At 63.0% G+C, this 14,231-nt stretch carries 11 protein-coding genes; 5 read left to right on the top strand and 6 right to left on the bottom strand.

Annotation, left to right across the window (positions count from 1 at the left end; translation table 11 throughout):
- Positions 1-68 precede the first annotated feature (68 nt).
- The 3 genes from FQ705_RS23830 to FQ705_RS23820 form a co-directional block, all read right to left on the bottom strand.
- Complete coding sequence (locus tag FQ705_RS23830) at positions 69-953, bottom strand: Kdo hydroxylase family protein (protein WP_144144899.1); 885 nt, start codon at positions 951-953, stop codon at positions 69-71.
- 49 nt (positions 954-1,002) lie between these two features.
- Entirely contained in the window at positions 1,003-2,004 is a 1,002-nt protein-coding gene (gene waaC, locus FQ705_RS23825) for a lipopolysaccharide heptosyltransferase I (protein ID WP_144144897.1), read from the bottom strand.
- A 214-nt stretch (positions 2,005-2,218) separates the two neighbouring features.
- Positions 2,219-3,613 carry a phosphomannomutase/phosphoglucomutase gene (locus FQ705_RS23820; protein ID WP_144144895.1) on the bottom strand — a complete coding sequence of 465 codons (1,395 nt, stop codon included), beginning with the start codon at positions 3,611-3,613 and terminating at the stop codon, positions 2,219-2,221.
- A 293-nt stretch (positions 3,614-3,906) separates the two neighbouring features.
- On the opposite strand from FQ705_RS23820, the gene FQ705_RS23815 reads away from it, so the two are divergent.
- Genes FQ705_RS23815 through galE form a run of 4 tightly spaced genes read left to right on the top strand, consistent with a single transcriptional unit; the run spans position 3,907 to position 8,236 of the window.
- The gene (locus FQ705_RS23815) at positions 3,907-5,169 is read left to right on the top strand and encodes an oligosaccharide flippase family protein (RefSeq protein ID WP_144144893.1); all 1,263 of its coding nucleotides are present in this window, start codon (positions 3,907-3,909) and stop codon (positions 5,167-5,169) included.
- Positions 5,166-5,996: a glycosyltransferase gene (locus FQ705_RS23810; protein ID WP_144144891.1), complete on the top strand. Its 831-nt coding sequence runs from the start codon at positions 5,166-5,168 to the stop codon at positions 5,994-5,996. Before FQ705_RS23815 ends, FQ705_RS23810 begins: the two co-directional genes overlap by 4 nt.
- 46 nt (positions 5,997-6,042) lie before the next feature.
- Positions 6,043-7,191 (top strand): glycosyltransferase family 4 protein, encoded by a 1,149-nt coding sequence (locus tag FQ705_RS23805; protein ID WP_144144889.1) that lies wholly within the window; start codon positions 6,043-6,045, stop codon positions 7,189-7,191.
- A 22-nt stretch (positions 7,192-7,213) separates the two neighbouring features.
- Positions 7,214-8,236 (top strand): UDP-glucose 4-epimerase GalE, encoded by a 1,023-nt coding sequence (gene galE / locus FQ705_RS23800; RefSeq protein ID WP_144144887.1) that lies wholly within the window; start codon positions 7,214-7,216, stop codon positions 8,234-8,236.
- A gap of 95 nt (positions 8,237-8,331) precedes the next feature.
- Here the strand turns inward: galE and FQ705_RS23795 are convergent, their stop codons facing one another.
- Complete coding sequence (locus FQ705_RS23795; RefSeq protein ID WP_144144885.1) at positions 8,332-9,891, bottom strand: methyl-accepting chemotaxis protein; 1,560 nt, start codon at positions 9,889-9,891, stop codon at positions 8,332-8,334.
- A 273-nt stretch (positions 9,892-10,164) separates the two neighbouring features.
- Here FQ705_RS23795 and FQ705_RS23790 point away from each other — a divergent pair, with 273 nt between their 5' ends.
- Positions 10,165-11,262, top strand: a complete 1,098-nt coding sequence (locus FQ705_RS23790; protein ID WP_144144883.1) for an MraY family glycosyltransferase — start codon at positions 10,165-10,167, stop codon at positions 11,260-11,262.
- 52 nt (positions 11,263-11,314) lie between these two features.
- Here the strand turns inward: FQ705_RS23790 and FQ705_RS23785 are convergent, their stop codons facing one another.
- Both FQ705_RS23785 and FQ705_RS23780 read right to left on the bottom strand, forming a co-directional pair.
- On the bottom strand, positions 11,315-13,192 hold the full coding sequence (locus FQ705_RS23785; protein WP_144144881.1) for a polysaccharide biosynthesis protein: 1,878 nt from the start codon (positions 13,190-13,192) through the stop codon (positions 11,315-11,317).
- Between the two features lie 10 nt (positions 13,193-13,202).
- The gene (locus FQ705_RS23780; protein ID WP_144144879.1) at positions 13,203-14,222 is read right to left on the bottom strand and encodes an MraY family glycosyltransferase; all 1,020 of its coding nucleotides are present in this window, start codon (positions 14,220-14,222) and stop codon (positions 13,203-13,205) included.
- Positions 14,223-14,231 lie beyond the last annotated feature (9 nt).

Below are 14,231 nucleotides of genomic sequence, written 5' to 3'. Positions count from 1 at the left end.
GCGGCGCTCCGTCTGTGTGAACGGACGAGCCAACGCGTCGAACCCAACCGGCACCTGGACCGCGGCGCTCAAACCAGCGCCCTGCCCTTCAGGCGTTCGAGAATGCCAAGCGGCGCGCATTCGGGCTGCGCCATCGCCTTGACTGGCAGGAAGAACGTCTGCTCCAGCATGAACTGCCCGGACATCACCGCATGCGAGGTCTGGTCGGAGAAACATACCCACACGCTGCCCGGCGGAAACGGCATGGTCTCCTGCGGGCTCGACTTCTGATAGTCGAGATCGGCCTTCATGCCGTCGTGCAGATTCAGCATCAGATGGTCGTACTCGCTACGCGGCGATTTCGTGACGTGCAGCAGATTCAGCAACCACGCCGAGCCCGGCATTGGCGGCTTGATATGCGGCAGGAAGCGGCTGGCCATGTCCTCGAACGGTTCGCCGACGCGCCACACGCGCGGCGAGCCGTTCGGATTGACGTTGGTGAACACGCGCAGAATGCGCTCGCCGTAGTTTGGCCGCGACGGGAAAGCATCGACATGCAGGCGGCTATCGTCTTTACGCCACGAGGTCTCGCGCGTTTCCACCTGATGCAGCCGCAAGCTCGTCGGCGCGACGCGCAGCTTGCCGTTGTATTCGGGAAAAAGCCCGTCGACCAGCGTGCGCGCATTGGCCTGGTAACGGGCGATCAACGCGCGCACCGCCGATTGCGTGACGGCGTCGCCGGCTACGCCATGCAAGGCGCCGCCATTCGGTTCGAGGCTGATGTTCTTGCGGTTCGGATCGGCCAGTGCCGGGTCGAGCAGCGCCTGTTCGCCGCCTTCGATGGCAAAGCGCAGGTTCGGGAAATACAGCACTTTGCCGCGTTCGACGCCGGCGAGCAGCGTCTCGCGCGGCACGGACAGGTTGCGTCCGTGCCAGTCGGCGTTCGCTACTTCGATGATCTGGGTTTCGTTCATGGTCGCCCTTGGGAACGGATGGTGCGTGAGGCGAAGCGCGCCGGACGTCTTACAGCAGGCCAAAACCGGCCAGCGCCGACTTCACCTGTTGCAGCGTGGGCGGTTGCCCGGCCGTGCCGAGATTGACGACGTTCGGCGACCAGTAGCCGCCCGTGCGCCACGCGGTGGCGAAATTGTACAACTCGACCGTCGGCCGCTTCAGCGCCGCCGCGATGTGAACCAGACCTGTGTCAACGCCGACCGTCGCCGCCGCGCCTTCGATCAAACCGACCACGGCGGCCAAGCTCAGCCTGGGCGGCACGATCGCCGCCGCGCCAAATTCCCTGGCGAGCCGCTCGCTGGTGGCACGCTCGGCCTCGCTGCCCCACGGCAGCACGATCGACGCGCCGCGCCGCACCAGCGATTGGCCCAGCTCGATCCACGCGGTATCCGGCCATTGCTTGTCCTCACGCGAAGTCGCGTGCACGAACACGACGTACGGCACAGGCAGATTCAAATCCGCTTTCGACAAAGCCAGCGCCGCGCGCTGCGTGTCGATGCCGAAGTCGATCTCATCGGTGGGCTGCGGCTTCGGGTCGCCGAGCGCCGCGGCCACCAGCTGCCGGGTACGTTCGACCACATGCGTACGCGGCTCGATCGGCACGCGCTTGCCGTAGAAGAAGCGCACCGGCCATTCGAAGCCCGCGCCGTCGGTGCGGTTCGCGAGACCGACCAGCGGCCCGCGTGCCATGCTCGCGACCCACGCGGTCTTGATGAGCCCCTGGCAGTCGATCACGAGATCGTAGTTCTCAGCGGCGAGCGCCCGGCGAAACGCGCCGATCTCGCGCCAGTTGTCGAGCGAAAAGAGGCGCTTGCGCCAGCGCCGCAGCGACACGGGAATGGCGCGACGCACGCCGGTCACGAGTTCGACGAGTCCGACGAAGCTCTCTTCGACGAGCCAGTCGATCTGAGCCTCGGGATGACGGCGCCGGATGTCGGCGATGACCGGCATGTTGTGAACGACATCGCCCAGGGACGACACCCTCACGATCAGTATCTTTTGCACGCTCAAGAGTGGGAAAACCGGCTATCCGGCCCGAAGATGCGTTGAAAGAGCCCCCAACCCCGGGGGATGAGAAACCCTGAAGAGGCGTTGTCTCACGAGGACGGCAATTTTAGCGCGTCGTATGTCATTAACATCAAAAAAACGCGGCGCGGTAAGTCAAACCCGCGCCGCGTCGGACGACGGCGCCAGTTCGTCTCGAACCGCGCCGCCGCTTTAAGCTTTAGAACGGCAGCTTCGCGTCGGCCTTCTCCGCCAGAATCACACGGCGGAAGTCTTCCTGGATACGCTTGAGCGCCGCGTCGTTGTCGGCCTCGAAACGCATCACCACGACCGGCGTGGTGTTCGACGAACGCGCCAGACCGAAGCCGTCCGGATATTCGACGCGCAGGCCGTCGATCTTCACGACCTCGTCCGCGCCGGTGAACGTCGCGCTCTGCTGCAGACGCGCGATCAGTTCGAAATTCTCGCCTTCTTCGAGCTTCAGTTGCAGCTCGGGCGTGGAGTGCGAGTTCGGCAGCGAGTTCAGCAGCGCGCTGGGGTCGTCGACGCGCGTGAGAATTTCGAGCAGACGTGCGCCCGTGTACAGGCCGTCGTCGAAACCGTACCAGCGGTCCTTGAAGAACACGTGGCCGCTCATTTCCCCCGCCAGCGGTGCGCCGGTTTCGCGCAGCTTCGCCTTGACGAGCGAGTGGCCGGTCTTCCACATGAGCGGCTCACCGCCCTTGTCCTTGACCCACTTGGCGAGATTGCGCGTGCACTTCACGTCGTAAATGATCTGCGCGCCCTTGTTGCGCGACAGCACTTCTTCGGCGAACAGCATCAGTTGACGATCCGGATAGATGATCTGGCCGTCTTTGGTGACTACGCCGAGGCGGTCGCCGTCGCCGTCGAATGCGAAGCCGATCTCGGCGTCCGTTTCCTTGAGCGCGCGGATCACGTCCTGGAGGTTTTCCTCGTGAGCCGGGTCCGGGTGATGGTTCGGGAAGTTGCCGTCGATCTCCGTGAACAGTTCGACCAGTTCGCAGCCGAGCTTCTTGAAGAGCTTCGGTGCGAGGTCGCCTGCCACGCCGTTGCCGGTATCGACCACGATTTTCATCGGACGCGTGAGCTTGATGTCGCTCGCGATGCGATCCAGATACGCATCCTCGATGTCGTACTCGGTATAGGTGCCGTTACCGTTGGAGAAATTTTCGTCGACGATACGCTGATGCAGCGCCAGGATCTGTTCGCCATAAATGGCCGCGCCGCGCAGGACCATCTTGAAGCCGTTGTAGTCCGGCGGATTGTGGCTGCCCGTCACGACGATGCACGAATCGACGCGACGCTCGCCGCCTTCGAGTTGCAACGGCACGCTGGCCGCGAAGTAGCCGACCGGCGTCGGCACCATGCCGACGTTGACCACGTCGACACCCGCCTCGCGCAAACCGTCCGACAGCGCCTGAATCAACTCGGGGCCCGAAAGACGGCCGTCGCGCGCGACCACCACGGCGTCGCCGCCTTGCGCCCGCACTTCACTGCCGAACGCGCGGCCGATCGAGCGCGCTGCGTCGGCGTCGAGCGTCTTGCCGATTACACCGCGAATGTCATACGCCTTGAAAATAGATTTGGAGATCATGTTGGCTCACTTGCGTGCAATGGAAAATTTTGACCGGCGCACCGAAGATGAATCGGTAAAACCTAACGAATAAACATCGCGGCGCGCCCTTGCCGGAAGCGATCCGGTTCCAACTTATAATTGCGCTTTTCGGACTAGCCTTATAGCACCATTCTAATGCTTAGACGCCCTCCATTTGTAACGACGCCGCGTCAGTCGGCCGGGTGGGCAAACGCGCGCATTGCCGCCATCGCCGTGGCGTTGCGCAGGCCTGTCTCGCCCGCCGCACAAGCCAACCGGCGAGCGGCCACCGGATGCTGACGCTCAAGCGCTTCGCCAATCCCGACGTCACGCGCGCCTTCACGAACATCGTCTGGCTGGGCCTCGAACGGCTCACGCAGATCGGCGTGGCGGTGCTGATCAGCGGCATGCTGGCGCGCTACTTCGGGCCGGACGTGTTCGGCAAATGGCAATACGCCAATACGCTGCTGCTAGTGCTCTCGCCGATCACCTGGGTGTGCGGCGCGGAAATTCTCGTTCCCACCATCGTGAACCGGCCGCCTGCGCAACTCGGCACCGTGCTCGGCAGCGCCTTCGCGCTGCGCTTTTCCGTCTCGGTCGCGGCCTTGCTGCTGACGTGGCTCGGCATCGCCCTGCATTTCTTCGAGCCGCTGGTCGGCGCCATGCTCGCCGGTCTCGCGGTCACCATGCTGTTTCGCGAGCCCTTCGTCGGCGTGATCAACGCGTGGCTGCAAAGCATGACCTACAGCAAGCCGCAGCTGCTCACCAGCATGAGCACTGCCCTGCTGAAGGCCGCCTGCGTCTATCTGCTGGTGCGCGCAGCGACGACACCCGCGCGCTTCGGCTGGCTCTGGGCGCTCGAATCGGCTGTCATCGGCGCGGTGCTGCTGATCTACTTCATCCGCCGTCATGGCGGCAAGCTCGGCTGGCACGTCGAGCGCTCGCTCTTCAAACATTTCGCGAGTGCCGGCACGGTGTTCTGGCTGGGCCTGATCTGTATGTATCTGTTCCTGAAACTGGACCGGCTGATGCTCGAACGGGCAATCTCGTTCGCCGACCTCGGCCGCTATTCCGCCGCCCAGCAACTCAACGAAAACTGGATCACGCTCGCCTTGATGCTCGCGCAGACCATCGCGCCCGCCTTTATCTACCGCGTACAGGATGCCGCGCAACTGCGCCGCAACGTGTGGCGCCTCACCGTCATGACCGCCGCGCTGATGGTGAGCGGCGCGATCGTTCTCGATCTGCTGGCCGGCTTCATCATCCGCCGCGTGTTCGGGCCGGACTTCGAAGGCGCGATCGGGATTTTCCGCTGGGCCGTGTGGCTATCGGTGCCGGCCGGCATCGAAGCGATCGGCAATCTGATCGTGCTGAAATACCAGGCCAAATTCGTCTTGCTCTCCAAATGGCTGCTGGCGCTCGCCGTCGCATTGGTGGTCAATCTGCTGGCCATTCAACGACTTGGCGCTTACGGCGCACTGGTAGGTTTGGCCGCCGGTTATCTCGCGGCGGCGTCGGTTAATCTTTATTACATTCGTTTCAAATTGCGCCCATGACGAACGCATCCGCCACCGCGCAAATCGCCCTCGACGACGTCGCGGTGCTCATGCCCGCCTATAACGGCCAAGCCGACGTCGATCTTACGCTCGCATCGTTCAGCGAAAGTGCGCTAGTGCACGTACTGATCGTCGATGACGGCAGCACGCCGCCGATTGTCGCGCCGACGCTAGCGAATCTGCACATCGAAGTGCTGCGCATGGCGCAGAACGGCGGCATCGAGCGCGCGCTGCAAACCGGCATCGACGCGCTCGCCCAACGCGGCTTCCGTTACGCGGCGCGCATCGACGCAGGCGACCGCAGCGTGCCGCAACGACTCGCCAGACAGCGCGTGTTCATGGAATTGCATCCGCACGTGGCCGGCCTCGGCATGTGGACCCAGGTGGTCACGCGCGAGGGCAAGCCGCTGTTCATGCTGACGCCGCCTGCCGAGCCGAACGCGATCCGGCGCCTGCGCTTCTTCCGTTCATGCCTCGCGCATCCTTCGATGATGCTGCGGATCGACGCCGTGCGCGCGGTCGGCAACTATCGCGCCGACTATCCTTCCGCCGAAGATCTCGATCTGTTCGTGCGTCTCATGGAACGCTACGATTGCGCAAACCTGCCGGAGCTCGGCCTCTACTATGAGTTGAACGAAGGCGGCATCAGCGCGACCAAACGGCGCCGCCAGGTGAGTTCGACGCTGCGCCTGCAACTGCGCTACTTCAACGCGGCCAATCTGTATGACTGGCTCGGGCTCGCTAAAAATCTGCTGCATCTGGTCACGCCTTATCGCGCGCTGCAACGTGTCAAACGCTGCCTGCTCGCGCCGCGCACGAGCCGTTGATTCACCCTGATTCATCCTTTTCATTCACCGCTGAGCCCGTTCCCGCATGAAGCCTGCCCTGAAGTCGACGCCCGCGCTGCGCATTACACTCGTCTGTAATACCGCCTGGGCAATCTATACCTATCGGCAAGGGCTGATCCGCATGCTGGTCGGACGCGGCGTCGACGTGACGGTGCTCGCGCCGCGCGACCGCACGTTTGAATTGCTCACCGCGATGGGTTGCCGCTGCATCGAATTGCCGGTCGCCTCGAAGGGCACCAGTCCGCGTGACGATCTGCGCACGCTCTGGTCGCTCTACCGCCAGTACCGGAGCATCCGGCCGCACGTGGTGTTTCACTACACCATCAAGCCGAATATCTATGGTTCGATCGCGGCGAAGCTGGCGGGCGTGCAATCGGTTGCGGTCACCACCGGGCTGGGCTATGTCTTCATTCAGCAGAGCCGCGCCGCACAGGTGGCGAAGAAGCTCTACCGGTTCGCGTTCCGTTTCCCGCGCGAAATCTGGTTTTTGAATCGCGACGACCAGGCGGCGTTTGTCGAGCAGAATTTGTTGGTGCATCCTGAGCGGGCGCGGCTCCTGCACGGCGAAGGCGTCGATCTCGAACAGTTCGCCTTCGCACCGCTGCCCGAGCGTGAAGCATTCCGCTTCGTGCTGATCGGCCGACTGCTGTGGGACAAAGGCGTCGGCGAATATGTCGAGGCCGCGCGGCAATTGCGTGAACGTTATCCGCAGGCGCGGTTCCAATTGCTCGGTCCCGTCGGCGTCGACAATCCGAGCGCGATTACGCGCGAAGAAGTCGCGGCCTGGGAGCAGGAAGGCATCATCGAGTATCTTGGTGAGGCGCATGACGTGCGGCCTTTCATCGCCGATGCGGATTGCATCGTCTTGCCGTCGTATCGCGAAGGTGTGCCGCGCACGCTGATGGAAGCCTCGGCGATGGGCCGGCCGATCGTCGCGACGGATGTGCCGGGCTGCCGCGAAGTGGTGGCGGACGGCGTCAATGGCCTGCTGTGCGAAGTGCGCAATGCCCGGAGCCTCGCCACGAAGCTCGCGCAGATGCTCGACATGAGCCTTGCCGGGCGCCGTGCAATGGCTGAACGCGGCCGACAGAAAGTCGCGGAAGAATTCGACGAACGCGTGGTCGTCGAAACGTATAAAGACCTGGTGCAAAAAATGACGGGCGTATTACTTTGACGGACTTTAACGGAGCAACAGCATGACCACGAAGGGCACGATTCTGGTAACGGGCGGTGCAGGTTTTATCGGCTCGCATACGTGCGTCGAATTGCTCAACGGCGGCTACGACGTCGTGGTGATCGACAATCTCGTGAACAGCAACCGCGAGTCGCTGCGGCGCGTGGAGGAAATCACCGGCAAGACCGTGAGCTTCTACGAATCCGACGCCCGCGACGAAGTGGCGCTCAACCGCATTTTCGACGCTCACCCGATCACCGGCGCGATTCACTTTGCCGCGTTGAAGGCGGTGGGCGAATCGGTGGCCAAGCCGATCGAGTATTACAGCAACAACGTGGGCAGTTTGCTGACGCTGCTCGGCGTGATGCGCGAGCGCAACGTGAAGCAGTTCGTCTTCAGTTCGTCAGCCACGGTGTATGGCGTGCCAAAGAGCTCGCCGATCGACGAATCGTTTCCGCTGTCGGCCACCAATCCGTATGGTCAGTCGAAGCTGATCGCGGAGCAGGTGTTGCGCGACCTCGAAATCGCCGATGCCTCATGGCGCATCGCGACGCTGCGTTATTTCAACCCGGTTGGCGCGCATGAGAGCGGCTTGATCGGCGAAGATCCGGCCGGCGTGCCGAACAACCTGATGCCGTACGTTGCCCAGGTGGCGGTCGGCAAGCTGGAAAAGCTGCGCGTGTTCGGCGGCGACTACGACACGCCTGACGGCACCGGCGTGCGCGACTATATCCACGTGGTGGACCTGGCGCGCGGACATCTGGCCGCGCTCGACGCGCTGGTCAGGCGCGATGCGAGCTTCGTGGTGAATCTCGGTACGGGCCAGGGTTACAGCGTGCTGGACGTGGTGCGCTCGTTCGAGAAAGCCTCGGGCAAGCCTGTGCCGTATGAGATCGTGGCGCGCCGTCCGGGCGATGTGGCATCGTGTTTTGCCGATCCGGCAGCGGCCGACACGATCATCGGCTGGCGTGCGGAGTTCGGCATCGAGCGGATGTGCGCGGATCACTGGCGCTGGCAGTCGCTGAATCCGCGAGGCTTTGCTTGAGGTAATCGAGCTTGGCTGAGCTCTAGCTGAGCTTTAGCGGCGGCGACGCGAGTTGTCCGGTAGAGACTGCGCCGCCGTCGATTCAGATACCGCGCTTACGCCGCCATCGCATCGAGTCGGAACACGGCCACGGCATCGCGCAGCACGCCCGCCTGCTCTTCCAGCGACTTCGCCGCCGCAGCCGCCTCTTCAACGAGGGCCGCGTTGTGCTGCGTGACCTCGTCGATCTGCGACACCGCCTTGTTCACCTGTTCGATGCCGTCGCTCTGCTCGACGGCCGACGCCTCGATCTCCTTCATCACGCTCGTGACGCGCTCCACCGCGTCCATGGCTTCGTGAATCGTCTTCTTTGCATCGGACACCAGCGTGGCGCCCTGCTCCACCTTGGCCGCCGATTCGCCGATCAATTCCTTGATTTCCTTCGCCGCCGCGCCTGAACGTTGCGCGAGACTGCGCACTTCCGAGGCCACCACGGCGAAACCGCGTCCCTGTTCGCCGGCGCGTGCAGCTTCCACCGCCGCGTTCAACGCCAGAATATTGGTCTGAAACGCGATTCCCTCGATCATGCCGATGATCTCGGTCACCTTGCGCGACGATGCGCTAATACCGTCCATGGTTTCGGTGACGCGCGACACCACCGTGCCGCCGCGCGTCACCGTGTCGAGTGCGCCGTGCGCGAGACGGTTGGCCTGTTTGGCGTTGTCCGCGTTCTGCTTCACCGTGGCCGACAGCTGCTCCATGCTCGCCGCCGTCTGCTGAAGCGCCGCCGCCTGCTGCTCGGTGCGCGAGGACAGGTCCGCATTGCCCGAGGCGATCTCGTTGGCGCCCTGCGTGATCGCCGCCGTGCTGCCGCGCACCTTGCCGACCGTGTCCACCAGTCCGTCGCGCATCTTCGTCAATGCGCCGAGCAACTGCCCCATCTCGTTGCGCGATCTGATCTTGATGGGCACCGTCAGATCACCCGCCGCAATGCGTTCGAAGTGCTTGACGGTTGCATTGACCGGCTTGATCAAGGCCGTCGACAAACCGACTCGCGCCAGCACGCCGATCACGAGCGCGACGACGCCGATCACGGCGAACAGCAGCGTCGCGATATGGAAACGTTGCGCGGCCGTGTCGGCCTGTTGACGCTGGCTGTCGATCTGCGTGCGCTGGAGTGCGTCGATGGCCTTCGAATAAGTGGCGTAGAAGCCGTTCGCCGTCTCGCCCTGAATGTTGCGGAAGGTGTTGAAGTCGAAGTCGGTGAGCGCCTTGAATTCCGGCTCGATCGCCTTGTCGACCAGTGTGCTACGCGCCTGTTCGACGCTCTGCGCGAGCCTGTGCTCGTCTTCGCTCGCAAACGGGCCGGCCATGTAGTTGCCGAAGTCCTTGTTCGACTCGACCAGCACTTTGTGCGCGGCCGGCAACAGGTCGTCGGTCTGCTTGCCGACGCTGAAGAGGGTCTGGTACGAACCCAGCGCGAGCTGCACCTGCAACAGCTTCTCCGAACTCGACTTCAGGTGCGACAACGCGGCGGCGCTGTGCTGGGTGGCATCCAGGCTGCTATTGGCGAGTTGCAGCGCGCCATAGCCGACACCGATCACTGTCAGCAGGAAAGCGACGAATACGCTGATCACCAGCGTCAGGCCGCCACGAATTGTGATGTTGTTTAGCATTGGGTCTCCGGAACGTCTTCTCGAACGGCGGTAAAACGGTGGGCTCGCGTGCGCGCGAGTCGTCTTTTTGTGAGTGACTTACACTTCGCCGCATCCAGGTTAACGACCTCGCCGAGATCGCGCTAAATAGGGGGAATCCATGACTGGCGCGCCTCTGCGAGCAGCCTTGGCCTCACTATCTGGGATTTATCCGGCGTTTGGCACGAACGGCGCTTTTCCGGGGCATGGGCGTTTCGTTTGTATAATTCGGCGTCTTCGCTCAGGCCCACTTTCATGCTTAGTTTTGCGCTCGGCTTTCTCGTTTCACTGCTGATCACGCTGTTGATCGTGCGCTATGCGCATCTGCATGAAAAATTCTCCGACACCGATCTGGCCGGCGTCCAGAAATTCCATGTGCGCCCGGTGCCGCGCATCGGCGGGACCGGGATTCTGGTCGGTCTGATCGTGTCCGCCGTGCAGCTGCATCACGCGTATCCGGCCGTGTCGGGCGGCATTCTCGGGCTGATCGCGTGCGGGATGCCGGCCTTCGGCTCGGGTCTGGTGGAAGATCTGACCAAGCGTGTCTCGCCGCTGCTGCGTCTCCTGTGCACGATGGCGGCCGCCGCGCTCGCCTATTTCCTGCTGAATATCGCGGTCACGCGCATCAGCGTGCCGCCGCTCGACTTCCTGCTCTCGTACGCGGTGATCTCCTGCGCGGTCACCGTGCTGGCCGTCGCGGCGCTGGCCAACGCGATCAATATCATCGACGGCTTCAACGGGCTCGCCTCGATGGTGGCGTTCATGATGTTCGCCTCGCTCGCCTATGTGGCCTTCCAGGTGTCCGATCCGATCGTGCTGTCGGCGTCGTTCATGATGATGGGCGCGGTGCTCGGCTTCTTCATCTGGAATTTCCCGGCGGGGCTGATCTTTCTCGGCGACGGCGGCGCGTATTTCATCGGCTTCATGCTGGCCGAGCTATCGATCATGCTGGTGATGCGCAACCGCGACGTGTCGGCGTGGTATCCGGTGCTGCTCTTCATGTACCCGATCTTCGAGACGTGTTTCTCGATCTACCGGAAGAAGTTCATTCGCGGCATGTCGCCCGGCATCCCCGATGGCGTGCATCTGCACATGCTGGTTTATAAGCGGTTGATGCGCTGGGCGGTGGGCACGAGAACGGCACGGGAACTGACACGGCGTAATTCACTGACGTCACCGTACCTGTGGTTGCTATGCCTGATCGCGGTCGTGCCGGCCACATTGTTCTGGCGTCATACGCTGCACCTGTTCTGCTTCGTGATGGTGTTCGCGGCGACGTATGTCTGGCTGTATGTGAGCATCGTGCGCTTCAAGTCGCCAAGGTGGATGGTGGTGAGGAAGCACAAGCGGTAATAAAAAAAGGCGCCTTGGGGCGCCTTTTCTCATGCTGCGTTCCGGACTGACTTTACGAAGCCCGCGTTGCCACATCGACACTGCGCAAAGCCGGCGCGCTGGCCGGTTGATATTCCGGCACCCAGCGGCGCAGATCGCGACGCACTTCGTCGTCGTTCAGCACGCGATGCTGCATGAGCCACGGCAGCAACTTGTCCAGCAGATCATCCGCGACTTCACGCGCCCGCGCGGTACGCAACTTGGGATGCGGCGTGCGGGTGGTCGTTTCGTCGCAAGCCAGCAGTTCTTCGTAGAGCTTTTCGCCGGGACGCAGGCCGGTGAAGACGATCCTGATCTGCTCTTCGGTAAAGCCATACAGACGAATCAGATCGCGCGCCAGGTCGACGATCTTGACCGGCTCGCCCATATCCAGAATAAAGATCTCGCCGCCGTGGCCCATGCTCGACGCTTGCAGCACGAGCTGCGACGCTTCCGGGATCGTCATGAAGAAACGCGTGATCTCGGGGTGCGTGACCGTGACCGGGCCGCCCTTGGCAATCTGCTGCTGGAACTTCGGAATCACGCTGCCGGCGCTGCCGAGCACGTTGCCGAATCGAACCGTCTCGAACTGGGTACGCGGACTGGTCTGCTGTAAGGCCTGGCACGCCATCTCCGCCAGACGTTTGCTCGCGCCCATGACGTTGGTCGGGTTGACGGCCTTGTCGGTCGAGATCAGTACGAAATGCTTGACGTCGTGGCGAATCGCCGCGCGCCCTACCCGGTAAGTACCGAGCACGTTGTTACGCACGGCTTGCCACGCGTTCTGCTCTTCCATCAGCGGCACGTGTTTGTAGGCGGCGGCGTGGAAGACGATGTGCGGCGTGTGGCGCGACATCACCTGATCGAGCAGCAGCGAGTCTTTGGCGTCGCCGATCACGGGGATGACCGACACATCCGGAAAACGCTCGTGCAGCTCTTCGGTCAAGCGATAAATCGCGAATTCGGACAGGTCATAAGCAATGAGCTGAGCCGGCTGGAAACGCAGAATCTGACGGCACAACTCGGAACCGATCGACCCGCCGGCGCCGGTGACCATCACGACGCGGTCGCGTAGCAGGGCTTCCACATGGGGCGTGTCGATGTTGACCGCGTCGCGGCCCAGCAGGTCTTCCAGATCGATTTGCCGCACGCGCGACAGAAACGCCTGGCCTTGCGTCACGGCGGTCAGCGCCGGCAGTACCAGCGCGCGCACGCCGGCGCGCACGCATAGTGTGGCGACGCGCCGCTGAACGTCCACCGTGGCCGACGGAATTGCGATGATCGCGTATTCGGTTTTCAGCGTCTCGGCCAGTTGCGGCAACTCGCTGATCGAACCCAGCACCTTGTAGCCGTAGATTTCGCGACCGTGCTTGGAGACGTCGTCGTCGAGCAAACCGACCAGACGCCACTCGCTCGAACGCGACAGTTCGCGCGCGAGACTGGCGCCCGCGTTGCCCGCGCCGAGCACCACCACCGGCTTACCCTGCGCGACGAGTCCACCGTAGAGATAGAACTCCTTGGTCGCACGATAGAGCGCGCGCGAGCCGCCCATCGCAAGAAATAGAAACAGCGGCGACACCACCAGCACCGAGCGCGGCACGATCGGCAGCGGCTGGACCATCACCGACACGACCATCGTCACGAGCGCGCCGGTCACCACCGCTTTTGAAATGCGCACGAGGTCCGGCAAGCTCGCGAACACCCACATGCCACGGTACAGACCGAAGATGCGGAACATGATGGCGTAGGTCGGCAAGACCCAAAGGAGCGAATGCATGGCGCCGAGCCGGAAGTCTTCCGGAATCGCGCCGTTGAAGCGAATGAGGTACGCAGTGAGCCACGATGCGGCTACTGCGCACAAATCGAAAAGGAAAGCGCTGAGAGACAGCCACGTGGCCTTGTTTCTTAACATCAGCGTTACCTCAGTTATCGGACAGGGTTGATTGGAAACGGCGCCAGCGTCTATCGACAACCGCACCTGCGACGCAGAGAACGACGCTCCAACCTGCCAGCACGCACGACTGCACAATCGCGGACTGACCAAGCGCAAAAATAGCAAGCATTATGCCAGCTACCATTAGTACATACCACGTCAAAGCTGTCCTGGCGTGCCCGGCTCCGGCACGCACCATACGTTGATAGTAGTGCTCGCGATGCGCTTGCCAAAATCTTTCGCCACGGAGCAGGCGCCGCGCCAGTGTGATCGACGCATCGGCGATGAACGGCGCGAAGACGAGGATCGGAAACCAGACCGGCCAGACATCGCCGCGCCAGCCCCAGTAACCGAGTGCGCCTGCCAGAAAGCCCAGCGAGATGGAGCCGGCGTCGCCGAGAAAGATGCGCGCAGGGTGGAAATTAAACAACAGGAAGCCGAGTGCGGCGCCTGAAATGGCCGTCGCCGACCACGCCAGCTCGGGCAACGGATGGGCGCTCAGCAAGGCGGCTGCGGCATAGCCCGCGAAGCCGAACAACGCCATGCCGCCCGCGAGACCGTCGGCGCCATCCATGAAGTTGTAGAGATTAACCAGCCAGATCATCAAAAACGCAAGAATTACCAGTACCCACCAGGGCGCCGCAGCGGGGAACAACACGACCAGCCCGACGACGGCCAGCAGATGAGCGGCGAAACGCACACGCGCCGGCAAGCCGCGGCGGTCGTCGATTTGCGAAATGGCCGCGAGAAACGCCGTGCCTAGTGCCGCAGCCCACAGGCCTGGCGCCAGTATTAGCGTCGCCGCGACCGCCACCGGCACGATGCCCCAGCCGCCTACGCGCGGTGTCGGCGCGACGTGCAGCGACCGGTCATTAGGAATATCCGTCGCCAGCCGCCAGGCGATGCCGCTCTTGAGGAGCGCCCACAGGATCAGCGCGCAGACGCACGCCGCGCCAAGCGCGATCGCGGCCACGGCAAGCCAGGGCGAAGAAGTCGAAAGATCCGTCAAGTTTGCGCG

The organism is Paraburkholderia sp. BCC1884 (assembly GCF_900996225.1).
Taxonomy (GTDB): domain Bacteria; phylum Pseudomonadota; class Gammaproteobacteria; order Burkholderiales; family Burkholderiaceae; genus Paraburkholderia.
Note: the sequence above shows the minus strand (reverse complement) of the source record. Positions and strands in the feature narration are given on the sequence as shown.

Excerpts from the sequence above, each read along its gene's own strand:
- FQ705_RS23830 (WP_144144899.1), bottom strand. The coding sequence starts at position 953 with ATGAACGAAACCCAGATCATCGAAGTAGCGAACGCCGACTGGCACGGA.
- FQ705_RS23820 (WP_144144895.1), bottom strand. The coding sequence starts at position 3,613 with ATGATCTCCAAATCTATTTTCAAGGCGTATGACATTCGCGGTGTAATC.
- FQ705_RS23815 (WP_144144893.1), top strand. The coding sequence starts at position 3,907 with ATGCTGACGCTCAAGCGCTTCGCCAATCCCGACGTCACGCGCGCCTTC.
- FQ705_RS23810 (WP_144144891.1), top strand. The coding sequence starts at position 5,166 with ATGACGAACGCATCCGCCACCGCGCAAATCGCCCTCGACGACGTCGCG.
- FQ705_RS23805 (WP_144144889.1), top strand. The coding sequence starts at position 6,043 with ATGAAGCCTGCCCTGAAGTCGACGCCCGCGCTGCGCATTACACTCGTC.
- galE (WP_144144887.1), top strand. The coding sequence starts at position 7,214 with ATGACCACGAAGGGCACGATTCTGGTAACGGGCGGTGCAGGTTTTATC.
- FQ705_RS23795 (WP_144144885.1), bottom strand. The coding sequence starts at position 9,891 with ATGCTAAACAACATCACAATTCGTGGCGGCCTGACGCTGGTGATCAGC.
- FQ705_RS23790 (WP_144144883.1), top strand. The coding sequence starts at position 10,165 with ATGCTTAGTTTTGCGCTCGGCTTTCTCGTTTCACTGCTGATCACGCTG.
- FQ705_RS23785 (WP_144144881.1), bottom strand. The coding sequence starts at position 13,192 with ATGTTAAGAAACAAGGCCACGTGGCTGTCTCTCAGCGCTTTCCTTTTC.